Annotated in this window: 16 protein-coding genes and 1 pseudogene; 12 read left to right on the forward strand and 5 right to left on the reverse strand. The window is 74.0% G+C overall.

The genetic code is table 11. The features are described 5' to 3' along the window. A partial coding sequence (locus ACIP4Y_RS13810) for a DUF4232 domain-containing protein (RefSeq protein ID WP_401392125.1) occupies positions 1–599 on the forward strand: 599 nt, incomplete at its 5' end. Between the two features lie 24 nt (positions 600–623). On the opposite strand, the gene ACIP4Y_RS13815 is transcribed toward ACIP4Y_RS13810, so the two are convergent. Further along, the gene (locus tag ACIP4Y_RS13815) at positions 624–1,487 is read right to left on the reverse strand and encodes an alpha/beta fold hydrolase (RefSeq protein WP_401392128.1); all 864 of its coding nucleotides are present in this window, start codon (positions 1,485–1,487) and stop codon (positions 624–626) included. A gap of 97 nt (positions 1,488–1,584) precedes the next feature. Between ACIP4Y_RS13815 and ACIP4Y_RS13820 the strand changes: the two genes are divergently transcribed. Together ACIP4Y_RS13820 and ACIP4Y_RS13825 are read left to right on the forward strand one after the other, a co-directional pair. After that, positions 1,585–2,004 carry a winged helix-turn-helix transcriptional regulator gene (locus ACIP4Y_RS13820; RefSeq protein WP_401392131.1) on the forward strand — a complete coding sequence of 140 codons (420 nt, stop codon included), beginning with the start codon at positions 1,585–1,587 and terminating at the stop codon, positions 2,002–2,004. 139 nt (positions 2,005–2,143) lie between these two features. After that, positions 2,144–3,844: a sigma-70 family RNA polymerase sigma factor gene (locus tag ACIP4Y_RS13825; RefSeq protein ID WP_401392134.1), complete on the forward strand. Its 1,701-nt coding sequence runs from the start codon at positions 2,144–2,146 to the stop codon at positions 3,842–3,844. Here ACIP4Y_RS13825 and ACIP4Y_RS13830 read toward each other — a convergent pair. Continuing rightward, entirely contained in the window at positions 3,839–4,576 is a 738-nt protein-coding gene (locus ACIP4Y_RS13830; RefSeq protein ID WP_401392136.1) for an AraC family transcriptional regulator, read from the reverse strand. The two genes, ACIP4Y_RS13825 and ACIP4Y_RS13830, sit on opposite strands and share 6 nt — an antisense overlap. A gap of 54 nt (positions 4,577–4,630) precedes the next feature. On the opposite strand from ACIP4Y_RS13830, the gene ACIP4Y_RS13835 reads away from it, so the two are divergent. After that, positions 4,631–5,818 (forward strand): MFS transporter, encoded by a 1,188-nt coding sequence (locus tag ACIP4Y_RS13835; RefSeq protein WP_401392139.1) that lies wholly within the window; start codon positions 4,631–4,633, stop codon positions 5,816–5,818. Here the strand turns inward: ACIP4Y_RS13835 and ACIP4Y_RS13840 are convergent. Then, complete coding sequence (locus tag ACIP4Y_RS13840) at positions 5,794–6,612, reverse strand: CAP domain-containing protein (RefSeq protein ID WP_401392141.1); 819 nt, start codon at positions 6,610–6,612, stop codon at positions 5,794–5,796. The genes ACIP4Y_RS13835 and ACIP4Y_RS13840 overlap by 25 nt on opposite strands. A 478-nt stretch (positions 6,613–7,090) precedes the next feature. Here ACIP4Y_RS13840 and ACIP4Y_RS13845 point away from each other — a divergent pair. Then, positions 7,091–7,303, forward strand: a pseudogene (locus ACIP4Y_RS13845) (hypothetical protein); the annotation flags it as partial. A gap of 139 nt (positions 7,304–7,442) precedes the next feature. Here the strand turns inward: ACIP4Y_RS13845 and ACIP4Y_RS13850 are convergent. After that, positions 7,443–7,637, reverse strand: a complete 195-nt coding sequence (locus tag ACIP4Y_RS13850) for a DUF2795 domain-containing protein (RefSeq protein WP_358636722.1) — start codon at positions 7,635–7,637, stop codon at positions 7,443–7,445. 201 nt (positions 7,638–7,838) lie between these two features. Between ACIP4Y_RS13850 and ACIP4Y_RS13855 the strand changes: the two genes are divergently transcribed. The 7 genes from ACIP4Y_RS13855 (at position 7,839) to pqqB (ending at position 12,792) form a co-directional block, all read left to right on the forward strand. Next, the gene (locus ACIP4Y_RS13855) at positions 7,839–7,991 is read left to right on the forward strand and encodes a hypothetical protein (RefSeq protein ID WP_358636720.1); all 153 of its coding nucleotides are present in this window, start codon (positions 7,839–7,841) and stop codon (positions 7,989–7,991) included. 9 nt (positions 7,992–8,000) lie between these two features. Then, a complete protein-coding gene (locus tag ACIP4Y_RS13860; protein ID WP_401392145.1) occupies positions 8,001–8,318 on the forward strand; it encodes a DUF2795 domain-containing protein in 318 nt (105 codons plus the stop codon). 90 nt (positions 8,319–8,408) lie between these two features. Next, a complete protein-coding gene (locus tag ACIP4Y_RS13865) occupies positions 8,409–9,914 on the forward strand; it encodes a purine-cytosine permease family protein (RefSeq protein ID WP_401392149.1) in 1,506 nt (501 codons plus the stop codon). Between the two features lie 40 nt (positions 9,915–9,954). Continuing rightward, the gene (locus tag ACIP4Y_RS13870) at positions 9,955–10,506 is read left to right on the forward strand and encodes an isochorismatase family protein (RefSeq protein WP_401392152.1); all 552 of its coding nucleotides are present in this window, start codon (positions 9,955–9,957) and stop codon (positions 10,504–10,506) included. Beyond that, the gene (locus ACIP4Y_RS13875; RefSeq protein ID WP_401392155.1) at positions 10,503–11,210 is read left to right on the forward strand and encodes a GntR family transcriptional regulator; all 708 of its coding nucleotides are present in this window, start codon (positions 10,503–10,505) and stop codon (positions 11,208–11,210) included. The genes ACIP4Y_RS13870 and ACIP4Y_RS13875 overlap by 4 nt, the downstream gene beginning before the upstream one ends. Before the next feature lie 184 nt (positions 11,211–11,394). Then, positions 11,395–11,793: an SseB family protein gene (locus ACIP4Y_RS13880; protein WP_358636711.1), complete on the forward strand. Its 399-nt coding sequence runs from the start codon at positions 11,395–11,397 to the stop codon at positions 11,791–11,793. A 159-nt stretch (positions 11,794–11,952) separates the two neighbouring features. Next, positions 11,953–12,792, forward strand: coding sequence for a pyrroloquinoline quinone biosynthesis protein PqqB (pqqB, locus tag ACIP4Y_RS13885; RefSeq protein WP_401392158.1), 840 nt, complete (start codon positions 11,953–11,955; stop codon positions 12,790–12,792). Here pqqB and ACIP4Y_RS13890 read toward each other — a convergent pair. Next, positions 12,789–13,199, reverse strand: a complete 411-nt coding sequence (locus ACIP4Y_RS13890) for a MarR family winged helix-turn-helix transcriptional regulator (protein WP_401392161.1) — start codon at positions 13,197–13,199, stop codon at positions 12,789–12,791. The genes pqqB and ACIP4Y_RS13890 overlap by 4 nt on opposite strands. Positions 13,200–13,216 lie beyond the last annotated feature (17 nt).

Below are 13,216 nucleotides of genomic sequence, written 5' to 3' on the forward strand. Positions count from 1 at the left end.
CCACCGGCTCCACCGGCTCCACCGGCTCCACCGGCTCCACCGGCTCCACCGGCTCCACCGGCTCCACCGGCTCCACCGGCTCCACCGGCTCCACCCGGTCCGCGTCCGCCGCGCCCGCCCCCGCCTCCCCGGTCGCCCGCACCACCTCCGGCTCCACACCGGCCTGTACGGCGAAGGCGCTGGAGGCGTCGGCGTACCAGGCCGCCGTCCGGCCCCGGGGCACGGGCACCGGGGCCGCGGTCGTCCAGTTCACCAACGTCTCCACCGCGGCGTGCGTGCTGCGCGGCCACCCGACGGTGGCCGGGGCGGGCAACGGCTCGCCCCAGCGGTCCGTCCCGCTGAAGGTGACCCCGTCCGGCACCGCGACCACCGTGCGCCTCGCGCCGGGCGGCAAGGCGTGGCTGAAGCTGACCTTCATACAGGTGCAGGGCGAGGCGGACGGGTACTGCGTCTCCGGCGCGACCCCCTCCGTGTTCCCGACGCTGGTGGTCGGCCTGCCGGGGGCGGGCAAGCACCAGGTCGCCCTGGACGACGGCCTGTTCGCCGAGTGCGACAACAAGGTCACCGCGACGGCGGTGTCGGCGGTGAAGCCCGCCTGACCGTTCCGGGCCGGGGACCCGGGGTCAGCCCCGGCCGTCCCCGGCGAGGAACGGCTCCAGCAGCTCCAGCAGAGCCTCCGGGCGGTCCAGCGGGACGATGTGGCCGCAGTCCGGGATCACCTGGCCGGTCAACCGATCGGCGTACGGGCGCAGTTGGCGTTCCAGCGCGCGGCCGGCCGGGTGGGCGCCGATCGTGAGCGCGGGCACGGTGAGGCGGGCGCCGGCCACCGCCTCGCGGATCTGCCGGGCGGTGACCGGCAGGGCCCGGTACGGCCCGAACGCGGCGCGCAGCGCCTCGCTCCCGCCGTAGGCGCGGACGAACTCGGCCCGGACGTCCGGCCGTACACCCCGGCCGAGGGTGCCGCGCTCCAGGAACCAGCCGACGTACGCCCCCTCGTGGCCCGCGAGCACGGTCTCCGCGAGGCCGGGTTCGGCGTGGAAGCCGAACCACCACGGCGGCCCGCCGGCCAGGAACTGTTCGGCGCCCGGGAGGTCGCCCAGCAGCGACTCCATCAGCACCAGCCGCCGTACCCGTCCGGGCCGCCGCATGGCCAGCAGGAACGCGGGCGGGGCGCCGAGGTCGATGCCGACCACGGCGGCCGGGCCGGCGTCGAGTGCCTCCAGCAGGGCCTCGGCGTCGGTGGCGAGCGTTCCGGCGTCGTACCCGCCGGCCGGCCGGTCGCTGTCACCGAAGCCCCGCAGGTCCGGTGCGATCACCCGGTGGCGGCGGGCCAGCGGGCCGATGACGTCGGTCCACAGCCGCCAGGTGTGCGGGAAGCCGTGCAGCAGCAGGACGGCAGGCCCCTGACCGGCCGTGGCGACGTTGAGCCCGACGCCGTTGACGGTGACCCGGCGCAGGCGCACGCCGGGGACGGAGCGGACGGTCATGAGCGATCCCTTGGGTAACCAATGGTGACAAGGAAACGGTAGGTAACTAAACTCCGCGTCACCAGACCGCACTTTCCCGTGAGTTGGTGAGCTTCAGGTGACCTCCCAGGCCAAGGGCGCCCCCGCCGTGCGCGGCGACCTGTTCGACCCCGCCTGCCCGACGCGCCGGCTGCTCGACCGGATCGGCACGAAGTGGACGTCGATGGCGGTGAAGGTGCTCGCGGAGGCGGCCCCGGACGAGGTGCGCTTCGCCGAGCTGCTGCGCCGGATGCCCGGTGTCTCCCAGAAGATGCTGTCCGTGACCCTGCGGAACCTGGTCCGGGACGGCCTGGTCGCCCGCCGGGTGGAGCCCTCCGTACCGCCCGGCGTGCACTACCGGCTCACCCCCCTCGGCCTGTCGCTCGAAACCGTCCTGGCCACCGTCCGGGACTGGGCCGAGGAGCACATGGCCGAGGTCGACCGCGCCAACGAGCTGAGCGACGGTCAGGAGGACCGGCCGGGATCCGCCGCGGTGTGACCTTCTTCCTTGCGGTCCCCGCCCCGCTGCTGTGAGTCTCCCGTCGAACGATTTTCCGAAGAACTGTTATCGGCACCGCAACCGGCGGTCTCCCAGGTAACGGACAGCATCGTTCGGCGTCGAGGACAGGGAAGTTCTGATGAGGACACAGCACACGGTGGACACGGCGGCACTGGTGACCGCCGCCCGAGCGGGGGACCCGGCGGCCCAGGACGCCCTGGTCAGCGACTATCTCCCGTTGGTGTACAACATCGTGGGCCGCGCCCTGAACGGTTCCGTCGACGTCGACGACGTGGTCCAGGAGACCATGCTCCGGGCCCTCGGCTCGCTCGGTGACCTGCGGAACCCGGAGAGCTTCCGCTCCTGGCTCGTGGCCATCGCCATGAACCGGGTCCGAGCCCACTGGCAGGACCGGCAGCTCGCCCCGGACGCCGTGGAGGAGGCCGCCGACGTCGCCGATCCGGGCGCCGACTTCGTGGACCTGACCATCGTCCGCCTCCAGCTGTCCGGCCAGCGCCAGGAGACCGCACGCGCCACCCGCTGGCTGGAGCCGGACGACCGGGAGGTGCTGTCGCTGTGGTGGCTGGAGTGCGCCGGTGAGCTGACCCGGGCCGAGGTCGCCGCGGCCCTCGCGGTGTCGCCGCAGCACACCGCGGTACGGGTGCAGCGGATGAAGGCGCGGCTGGAGGCGGCCCGGGTGGTGGTACGGGCGCTCGACACCCGGCCCGCCTGCACCGAGCTGCACGGGGTGCTGGCCGCCTGGGACGGCCTGCCCTCCGCCCTCTGGCGCAAGCGAATAGCCCGGCACGCCCGCGAGTGCGCGCGCTGCGGCGGCCTGTGGAGCGGTCTGCTGCCCGCCGAGGGCCTGCTGGCCGGACTGGCCCTGGTCGCGGTGTCCTCGGCGCTGCTCACGACGACCCGGTCCGCCGTGACCGGCATGACCGCGACCGGCTCCGCCGCACCCGCGCCGGTCCACGGCGAAGCCCCGGGTGCCGTCGTCACCGGCCAGGAAGCTGCCGGAGCCGAACACGGCGCCGCCGGCGGCGGCTCCGGTGACCCGGCCGGGCTCCACGCCTCCCGCCGTCGTACGACCGGCCGCGGTGAGGCCCGGCGACGGCGGCGGGTACGGCGCCGGGCCGTCGGCGGTGCCGTGGTGGCCGCCTGTGTCGCGGGCGGCGGCCTCTGGTACTTCGGCACCGACTCCGGACGACCGCAGAGCAGGGAGGCGACCGCCGCGCGGACCGCCGGCGCTCCCGCCGTGGACCTCGCGGAACCCAGCGCCGTCCAGACCTCGGCGTCGCCCTCGCCGTCCGCGTCGCCGTCCCCGTCGCACGCGAAGAAGCCGAGCCCCTCCAAGAGCCCCCGGCCCACGCGCAAGAGCGGCACGCCGAAGGCCGCGCCGGCCGCGCCCACGACCCCGCCCGCCCCCCGGAGCCCGCAGGCCCAGCCGGCGCCCGCGGGCACGGTGGCGCAGGTGGTCGCGCTGGTGAACAAGGAGCGGGCGACCGCCGGGTGCGGCCCGGTCACCGAGGACCCGCAACTCGACAAGGCCGCCCAGGGCCACTCCGACGACATGGCCGCGCGCAACTTCTTCGACCACACCAACCCGGACGGCGCGGGCCCCGGCGAGCGCATCACCGCGGCCGGCTACCGCTGGTCCACGTACGGCGAGAACATCGCGAGGGGCCAGCAGACCCCGCAGGCGGTGATGGACTCCTGGATGAACAGCCCGGGCCACCGCGCCAACATCCTCAACTGCTCGTTCAAGAACATCGGCGTGGGCGTCCACGACGGCTCCGGCGGCCCGTGGTGGACCCAGGCCTTCGGCGCCAAGCTATGAGCCGCTGCCCGGCGTGTGCCCGAAGGTGCGCCGGAAGACGTCGATGAACGCGCTGGCCGAGGACCAGCCGCAGCGGTGCGCCACCGTGGTCACCGGCGTCCTCTCGGCCAGCAGGACCAGCGCGTGGTGCAGCCGCAGCTGGGTGCGCCACTGCGGGAACGTCATCCCGAGGTCCCGGCGGAACAGCCGGGACAGGGTACGGTCGCTCGCCCCGACCTCCCGGCCCAGCTCCGCCAGCGTGCGGCCGTCGGCGGGATCGGCGCGCAGGATGTCGCACAGCGCCCGCAGCACCGGTGAGCCGGGCGTCGGCAGGTGCAGCGGCTGCTGGGGCGAGGCGCGCAGCTGGTCGAGCAACACCGCGCGCAGACGCGCCCGTTCGGGGCTGCCGTCCTGGGGGCCGCGGGTGTGGGCGACGATCAGTTCGCGCAGCAGCGGGCTCACGGCGAGCACGGTCGGCGTGTCCAGACCGAGCGGGTTCTCGTCGGCGGGCAGTCCCACCAGATGCAGTTCGAGCGCGCCGTGCGCCTGGTGGGCGTGCACGGTGCCGGCCGGCACCCAGAGGGCGCGGGTGGCCGGGGCGACCCAGGAACCCGCGTCGGTGGTCACGGCCAGCACGCCCCGGCCCGCGTAGACGATCTGGTGGTCGTCGTGCCGGTGGGCGGCTATCGCCGCGCCGGACGCGAGCCACTGGGTGCGGGTGGGGGCCACCGGGTCATGGCGGATCTCCGTCATCACCTGGCAGATTATCGAAAGCGCGACAGCCCGGCGGGGCCGGAGCATGACCGGGTGCGAAGCAAGGCATCGATCACCCTGCTGTCCGTCGGGCACGCCTGCGTCGACGTCTACCAGGGAGCCGTGGCGTCCCTGATCCCGTTCCTCGTCGCCGAGCGCGCCTACGGCTACGCGGCGGCCTCGGGCGTCGTCCTGGCCGCCGCCCTGCTGTCGTCGGTGGCCCAGCCGCTGTTCGGCGCGCTCACCGACCGCCGCCCCGCGCCCTGGCTGTTGCCGGCCGGCACGCTCCTGGCCGGCCTGGGCATCGCGCTGAGCGGCACCGGCGACTCGTACGTGCTGACGCTGCTGTGCGTGGCGGTGTCCGGGGCCGGCGTGGCCGCCTACCATCCCGAGTCCGCCCGGGTCGCCCGGCTGGCAGGCGAGGGCAGCCACAGCGCCATGGGCTGGTTCTCGCTGGGCGGCAATGCGGGTTTCGCCCTGGCCCCACTGCTGGTCACGGCCGTCGTGGGCACGGGCGGACTGCGCTGGACCCCGCTGCTGGTGCTGCCGGCGCTCGTCGGCGCGGCGCTGAACCTGACCGCTCTGCGCGCACCGGGGCGGCGGCACCTCACCGGTACGGCACCGGCGGCCGGCGCCGACGACCGGGCGTCCTTCCTGAAGCTGTCCCTGGCCGTGGTGTGCCGCTCGGTCGTGTTCACCGGGCTGAGCAGCTTCCTGTCGCTGTACGCGGCACAGCGCCTGGGCGGCAGTACGGCCGCCGGTACGGCGGCGCTGTTCGTGCTCTACCTGGGCGGTGCGGTCGGTTCCGTGCTGGGCGGTCGGCTGGCCGGACGCTGGGAGCGGGTGACGGTGTGCCGCTGGTCGTACCTGCTGTCGGTCGCGGCGGTCGCCGGTGTCGTGTTCGTCCCGGGCCCCGCCCTGTACCTGTGCGTGGCCCTGACCTCCGCCGGGCTGTACGTGCCGTTCTCCCTCCAGGTCACCCTGGGCCAGGACTACCTGCCCACCCGGGTCGGCACCGCCGCCGGCGTCACCCTGGGCCTGACCGTCAGCGTCGGCGGACTGGCGAGCCCCCTCATCGGCCGGGTGGCCGACGCGACGTCCCTGCGGACCGCCCTGGCCCCGCTGGTCCTGATGCCGGCGCTCAGCTGGCTGCTGTTCCGCGCCCTGCCCGAACCAGCGGGCCCCGGCGGCCGGGCCGAGGCGCCGGCCGCCGCTGCTCAGCGAGCCGTGCCGAAGTCCTGAGTCCAGTAGCTGCCGGGCTGGGCGAGACCGACGCCGATCTCCTTGAAACCGCAGTTCAGGATGTTGGCCCGGTGGCCCGGGCTGGACATCCAGGCCGCCATGACCTGCTCGGCCGTGCTGTACCCGTAGGCGACGTTCTCCCCGTAGCTGCTCCAGACGTAGCCGGCGCGGGTGATGCGGTCGCCGGGGGAGGAGCCGTCGGATCCGGTGTGCGACATGTTCTGGTGGGCCGCCATGTCCTCGCTGTGCGCCTGCGCGGCCTTGGTCAGCACCGAGTTGAGGGTCAGCGCCTGGCAACCGGCCTTGCCCCGCTCGGCGTTCACCAGCCGCAGGATCTCGGCGGTGACCCCGGACGCGGTGGCCGTCGGCTTCGGGGTGCTGGGCGCGGCGGGGGCCGCGGACGCGGGAGCGGTGGCCCGGGGGGTGCCGGGCACTGCGGTCTGCCGGGGCCTGTGGGCCGTGGCCTTCTTCTTCGCGTGCTTCTTCGCGTGCTTCGCGTGCGGACGCACGGTCACGCGGACACTCGGCCGGGCGCTCGGGGATGCCGTGGCCCAGGGCGCGGGCGGCACGGTGGCCAGGGGCGCGCCGGTGTCCTCACCGTTGCTCTGGTAATGCCCCGGGGTGTACTGCCACTGTCCCGCGGGCTCGGTCGTCGCGACGGTCTGCGCCGGGTCGTCCGTGCCGTACGGCCACTCGGTGCAGGCCAGGGCGACGGACGGCACGCCCACGGCGCCGACTGCGGCGGCAGCGATGACTATTCGCCGGTAGTGCTTCGTTTTGCGGTGCTGGCCCATACGTCAACCTCACTCGGTGATCGCCGAGCGCTCATTGTTGGGACGGCTGCACAGCAGGCGCAAAGGGCCCTTCTACTACCTCGCCTCGTAGGGATGTGCGCCCCTTGTCAGACGAGCAGGGAGATGCCGACTTCGCGACCGCGATGTTTGCGCGACGCTGTCGGGCCGTCATAAACGCGCTGGTGGTGTCGAATGCGGTGCGGTGCGCAGGGACGGGTGTGCCGCAGCTCGGAAGGCGGTTCGCGCGCACGGCAAGACGGACAAATCCCATATGTCGCCGGAGCGGTGTCTACTATCCGGCCCGCTTAGTCGCCGTCGCCGCTGTGACGGATGTCACCTCTCGGCGGGACCCGGGGTTTTCGAGGGGGGTGCCGTGACGGAGATCGTCGACACCCACGCGCCACCGGCCCCGCCCGGTGGTCGTGCGTACCGCGGCCGGACGCGGAACATCCTGCCGCTCGTCGTCATGCTCGGCGTGGGGGCGGGCGCGGGCGTCGCGCTGTCACTCATCGCGCAGATCGGGGAGCAGGTCGACTACCTGCGCTTCATACCCGACAACACCCCGGAGAACAGCGGGCGTTGGTGGGCCAGCGTTGCCGTCGCCTGGATCGGCGCGGTCGTCGCCGACCTGGTCGTCGACAAGCCGCTCCGACTGGGCCCGTCGTACATCGAGTTCAAGCGGGCCCACCTTCCCACGGGCGGACGTGGCCGGCTGCCCCTTCCCCCTGCCCCCCCGTGCGGTCAGTGGCCGGTCCGCTGCCGGGTGATCCGTGCGTGGCGCGGCGGCCGGGCCGATGGCCCGGCCGCCGCACACCCGTGTCCGGTCGCCGTCACTCGTTCTGGAAGACGGCCTTGCTGACCTCGGCGGGGTTCTGGAACTCCTTCTTCCCGAGGTGGGAGATCCGTTCGGTGACCTCCTTGGGCGCGTGGTTGTTCTCGGCGACCTTCCGAAGCTGATCGGAACTGGCCGGGTACTCCGCGCCGGACAGGGCTTTCTGCAGATCAGGTGGGGTGATACCCGCCATGGCTCCTCCAGGCGGTGAGTTGGTTCAGGATCATCGGGCCGACGCCGCATGCTGCGCCGGACTGGTCAGGTACCCCTTCCACGGAAGCGGATTCAGGAATTCCGCCAGGTGATGGGTCCCGGGACGCACGGGTACTCGGGGGCTTCGGACAGCAGGCGCGCCACGCGTGCGAGACGACCCGAGACGACCCGAGAGGCTCCAATGAGCGAGAACACCCCTTCCCAGGCCGAGGGCGAGCCGGAGGAGGCCGCCCCAGAGGCGCAGCAGCCGCCGCGCACCACCCCGTCACAGGCGGAAGGCCCCGATCCCGCCGACGAGGACGCGGACGAGAACGCCGCCGAGGACGACACATAAGGAAGCGGAATGAGCACGGCACACACCAGCGTCGCCGAGGTGCTGGGCGCGCTGGAGGGCGTGGCCTATCCGGCCGGCAAGGATCGCCTGGTCGAGGCCGCCCGGCAGGCGGGGGCCTCCGAGGGTGTCGTCAAGGCCCTGCGCGGCATGCCCGCCGAGGAGTACACCGGCCGCGACGACGTGGCCCGCTCGGTCCGCGTGGACCCGGACCCCGGTCGCACCGCCGCACAGCGGGGGCAACAGGTTCGGCGCGGCGGCAAGCCGGGATTCGCCCAGCATCTGTGGGAGGAGCCGAAGACCCCGATCCACGAGGAGTTCGACCGCTGACCGGCCGGACCGGCCCGCCTTGACGGCCCCTGGGGCCGGACCTAGCGTGAACTGGACACGTCTGGACAGGTAGGGCAGGTGGCCTCGGCGATGACGCATCCGCACGACCCTCTCGACCGCGGATCCGCCGGCCGCCCCCTCCAGGTGGAGGCGCACGGGCTCGACGTGATCGCGGACGCGGAGCGCCGGGGCACCCCGCGCTCCCTGTTCTGGCCCTGGTTCGGGGCCAACGTCTCCGTGCTCGGGATCAGCTACGGCGCCTTCGCCCTGGGCTTCGGCATCTCCTTCTGGCAGGCCCTCGCCGCCGGTGTGCTCGGCATCGCCGTCTCGTTCCTGCTGTGCGGCTTCATAGCGGTCGCCGGGAAGCGCGGCTCGGCACCCACCATGGTGCTCAGCCGGGCCGCCTACGGCGTGCGCGGCAACCGGCTGCCGTCCGTCGTCTCCTGGATGCTCACCGTCGGCTGGGAGACCGTCCTGACCGCGCTCGCCACGATGGCCACCGCGACCGTCTTCAGCAGCCTCGGCTGGGGCGGCGGCACGGAGACCAAGGTCGTCGCCCTCATGGTGGTGGCCGCGCTGACCGTCGTCGGCGGGGTCATGGGCTTCGACCTCATCATGCGGCTGCAGACCTGGATCACCTTGATCACGGGCATCCTCACGATCGTCTACATCGCCCTCGTCGCCGACCACGTCCACTGGAGCGCGGTCGATGCCCTCCCGGCGGGCTCGGCACAGGAGTTCATCGGCGCGCTGGTGTTCATGATGACCGGCTTCGGCCTCGGCTGGGTCAACGCCGCCGCCGACTACTCCCGCTACCTGCCCCGCGGCTCCTCCAGCCGGGGAGTGATCGGCTGGACCGCCTTCGGCGCCTCCCTGGCCCCGCTCGTCCTGCTGCTCTTCGGCCTGCTGCTGGCCGGCTCCTCCGACCGGCTGAGCAAGGGGATCGCGGCCGACCCGATCGGCGCGCTGACCACCCTGCTGCCGACCTGGTTCCTGGTGCCGTTCGCCGTCGTCGCCGTCCTCGGCCTGGTCGGCGGTGCCGTCCTCGACATCTACTCCTCCGGCCTGGCCCTGCTCTCGGCCGGCCTGCGCGTGCCCCGCTACCTGGCCGCGCTCTTCGACGGGGTGTTGATGATCGCCGGCGCCGTCTACATCGTGTTCTTCGCCGACAACTTCCTCGGCCAGTTCATGGGTTTCCTCACCACACTCGGTGTGCCCATCGCCGCCTGGGCCGGTGTCATGCTCGCCGACCTGGCGCTGCGCCGCCGCGACTACGACGAGGGCGACCTGTTCCGCCCGCACGGCCGCTACGGCGACGTCCCCCTCCTCCCGCTGTTCCTCACCCTCGCCGCCACCGCCGTCGGCTGGGGCCTGGTCACCAACACCGCCGCGAGCTGGCTGACCTGGCAGGGCTACCTGCTGGAGCCGTTCGGACTCGGCGGCAAGACCGGCGCCTGGGCCTACGCCAACCTGGGCGTCCTGGCCGCCCTGGCGCTCGCCTTCCTCGGCACGCTGCTGCCGGGCCCGGGCCGGGTGCGATCCCAGGAGGCCCAGGAGCCGAGCCCGGCGCTCGACGAGGGGGTGCTGAACCCGTGAGCACCGCCGGCCACGCCGTCCAGGAGGGGGTGCCCCGCTCATGAGTAGCGGACATCTCACCGTCATCGACATGCAGCGCGTCTTCGCCGACCCGGCGAGCCCCTGGGCCGCCCCCCGCTACGCCGACGCGGCGGCGGGCGTACGCGCCCTGCTGCCGGCCTTCGCCGGCCGTGTCACCTTCACCCGTTTCCTGGCCCCCGAGCAGCCGGCCGGCGCCTGGCGCGCCTACTACGCGCAGTGGCCCTTCGCCCGCCGGCCGCCGGACGCGGACCTCTGGTCACTGACGGACGACTTCGCCACGCTCGCGGACCATGTCGTGGACACCACCACCTTCGGCAAGTGGAACCCGGAACTCGCCGCCCGGGTCGGCCCGGACGGCCGGCTTGTCCTGGCCGACGTCAGCACCGACTGCTGTGTGCTGTCCACCGCCCTGGCCGCCGCGGACGCCGGCGCCGAGGTGCTGGTCGTGGCGGACGCCTGCGCCGGAGCGGACGACGACTCCCATCTCAGGGCCCTGCAGGTCATGGAGCTGTACCGGCCGCTGATCCGGGTCACCACCCTCGCCGACCTGCTCGCGGAGGCCGAGCCGTGACCGGCGTCCCGCTCAAGCACCAGCGGATCAGCCGGGTTCTCGCCCGGGAGATCCGCGCCGGCAGCCGCCCGGCCGGCGAGCGGCTGCCCGGCGAACACGCCCTCGCCCAGCGTTTCGGCGTCAGCCGTACGACCGTGCGCGCGGCACTCGCCGAACTGACCGAGCAGGGCCTGATCACCACCCGCACCGGCAAGGGCTCCTACGTCCTGTTCGACGGCCGCCCACCGGACGACCGGCTCGGCTGGGCCCGGCCCGTGGCCCCGCGGGACGGGGACAGCACCGTGCGGACCCTCGACGTCCGCGAGACCCGCGACAGCGCGCTGGCCGCCGGACTCGGCCTGGAGAAGGACACATTCGTGTGCGTCGAGCGGACCCGGGAACTGGTCGCGGACGGGACCGTACTGTCGTACGAGCGGTGCTTCCTGCCGCCCGTGCCGGGGATCCGTGAGCTGCCCGCCCGGGGCCTCGGCCGGGAGCCGCTCACCGAGGTGCTGCGGCGGGCCGGGCTGCGGCCCGACCACGGCGAGCAGCGGATCTCCGGGCGCCGGATCGACGCCCGGGAGGCCGAGCTGCTGCGGCGCGCGCCGGGGGAGTGGTTCCTCACCGCCACGCGCACCGGCCGGGCCGCCGACGGTTCCTTCGTCGAGCACGTGGTCTGCCTCCTCGACCCCGACCACGTCGAACTGACCCTCACCGTCGGCTGAGCCGGCACGGACGGGCGCGGCCTGATCACGGCGCCGGCCTCCGCCGCGGGCACCGCCTCCCCACCGGACCTCCCGCCCATCGTCACGCATGCCCGGCACCCCACCGGGTACGCGAGGCGGGAGCCCGCCCGGGCACCAGCCCGCCCGGGCGGCCCGTACGACCACCGCAACCTGGGGATCAGCCATGGAGACACCCGCACACGAGGCCCAGCCGACGCCCGCCCAGCAGGCACTGGACGCGCTGGCCGAGAACGCCGAGGACCAGGCCGCCCTGGACACCCTCGCCCACAGTGACGTACTCGTCCCGGTACCGGACGACGCGGTGGACGGCGAGGGCGCCGACGCCACGACGGTGGCCCTGCCCGTCCTCGAACAGCCCGGGGGCGACCATGTCGTCCCGGTGTTCACCTCGGAGGGCGAGATGGCCGAGCTGCTGCCGTTCGTCTCGCGTTACCGCCTGATCCCGCTCGCCGCGCTCGCCGAGCAGTGGCCCGCGGAGGACCTCTCCCTCGCCATCGACGGCAGCTCCGCCCACGCGCTGACCCTCACCTCGCAGGGAGTGCGCACCTTGCTGGCCCGCTGACCCGCCCGGCGAGCGACCACGCACCACCCGCGCCCGCGTGCCGCCCGGGCCCTCCCGCCGGAAGGACGGCCGGATCTGCCCCCCGCCGCCGGTGGTCACCGGCCGTCGCGGCGGGCAGATCCCAGCGGGAGACAGGTCCGGGCGAGCGCGAAGGAGCCGATGGTCGTGAGGGTCGTCCTGCTGGGCACCGCCGCCGGGGGCGGCTTCCCGCGGTGGAACTGCGCCTGCGCGCTCTGCACCGCCGCCCGCGACGGCAGACTGCCCGCCCGGACCCGGGAGTGCGCCGCCGTCACCGGCAACGGCCGCGACTGGTGGCTGCTCAACGCCTCGCCCGACCTGCGGGCGCAGTTCGCCGCCACCCCGGCCCTGTGGCCCGGCCCCCGGGACACCCCGCTGCGCGGCGTGCTGCTCACCGACGCCGAGGACGACCATGCGACCGGTCTGGCCGAGCTGCGCGGAGCGGCGGGTCTGAAGATCTACGCCGCGTCACCGGTGCGCGCCGTCCTCGACCGCCACGCCCCCTGGGAATGGGCCGACAGCCTGGCCGACGGCGGCTTCGTGCTGGCCGGCGGCCTCGTCGTGACCGCCTACCCGGTGGGTACGACGAACCCCACCGGGCCGGGGTGGACGGCGTACCGCGTCGAGGACCTGGCCAGCGGGCGCGTGCTGGTGTACGCGCCCTGCGTCGGCGCCTGGAGCCGCGTCCTGGACGAGCTGTGCGCCGGCGCCGACTGCGTGCTGCTGGACGGCACGTGCTTCGCCGCCGACGAGACGGACGGGGCGGTGCGCTCCGGTGCCGGGCAGGCCGCCCCGGGCCATCTCCCGGTCGGCGGACCGGGCGGGTCCCTCGCGGCACTGGCCCGTCATCCCGGCCCGCGCCGGATCTACACCCACCTCGCCGACACCAACCCGCTCCTCGATCCCGCCTCGCCCGCACGCGCACGCGTGACCGAGCACGGCGCCGAGATCCTGCCGGACGGGACCGAGCTGGTGCTCTAGGGGGACGGAGACGGGGCCGGCCCGCTCAGCATGCGCCGCAGGACCGCGCGCTGGACCGGCAGCACCTCGGCGTGCAGGGCGCGGCCCTTGGGGGTCAGTGCGACCCACACCCCGCGCCGGTCCTCGACGCACACCGAGCGCTCCACCAGACCGTCCTTCTCCAGCCTGCCGATCAGCCGGGACAGCGCGCTCTGGCTGAGATGGACCCTGCCGGCCAGGTTCTGCACCCGGCACTGGTCACCCTGCTCGGGCGACTCCGCCGCCAGGATGTCCAGCACCTCGAAGTCGCTGGCGCCGAGCCCGTGCGGATGCAGGGCCCGGTCGATCTCGCACATCGTGTGCGCGTGCACCGTGAGGATGTCCCGCCAGCGCTCTTCGAGCCGGGTGTCGGCCGTCGTGACTGCCATAACGGCACCGTAGCACC

It is taken from the genome of Streptomyces sp. NPDC088810, from assembly GCF_044750305.1.
GTDB lineage: Bacteria > Actinomycetota > Actinomycetes > Streptomycetales > Streptomycetaceae > Streptomyces.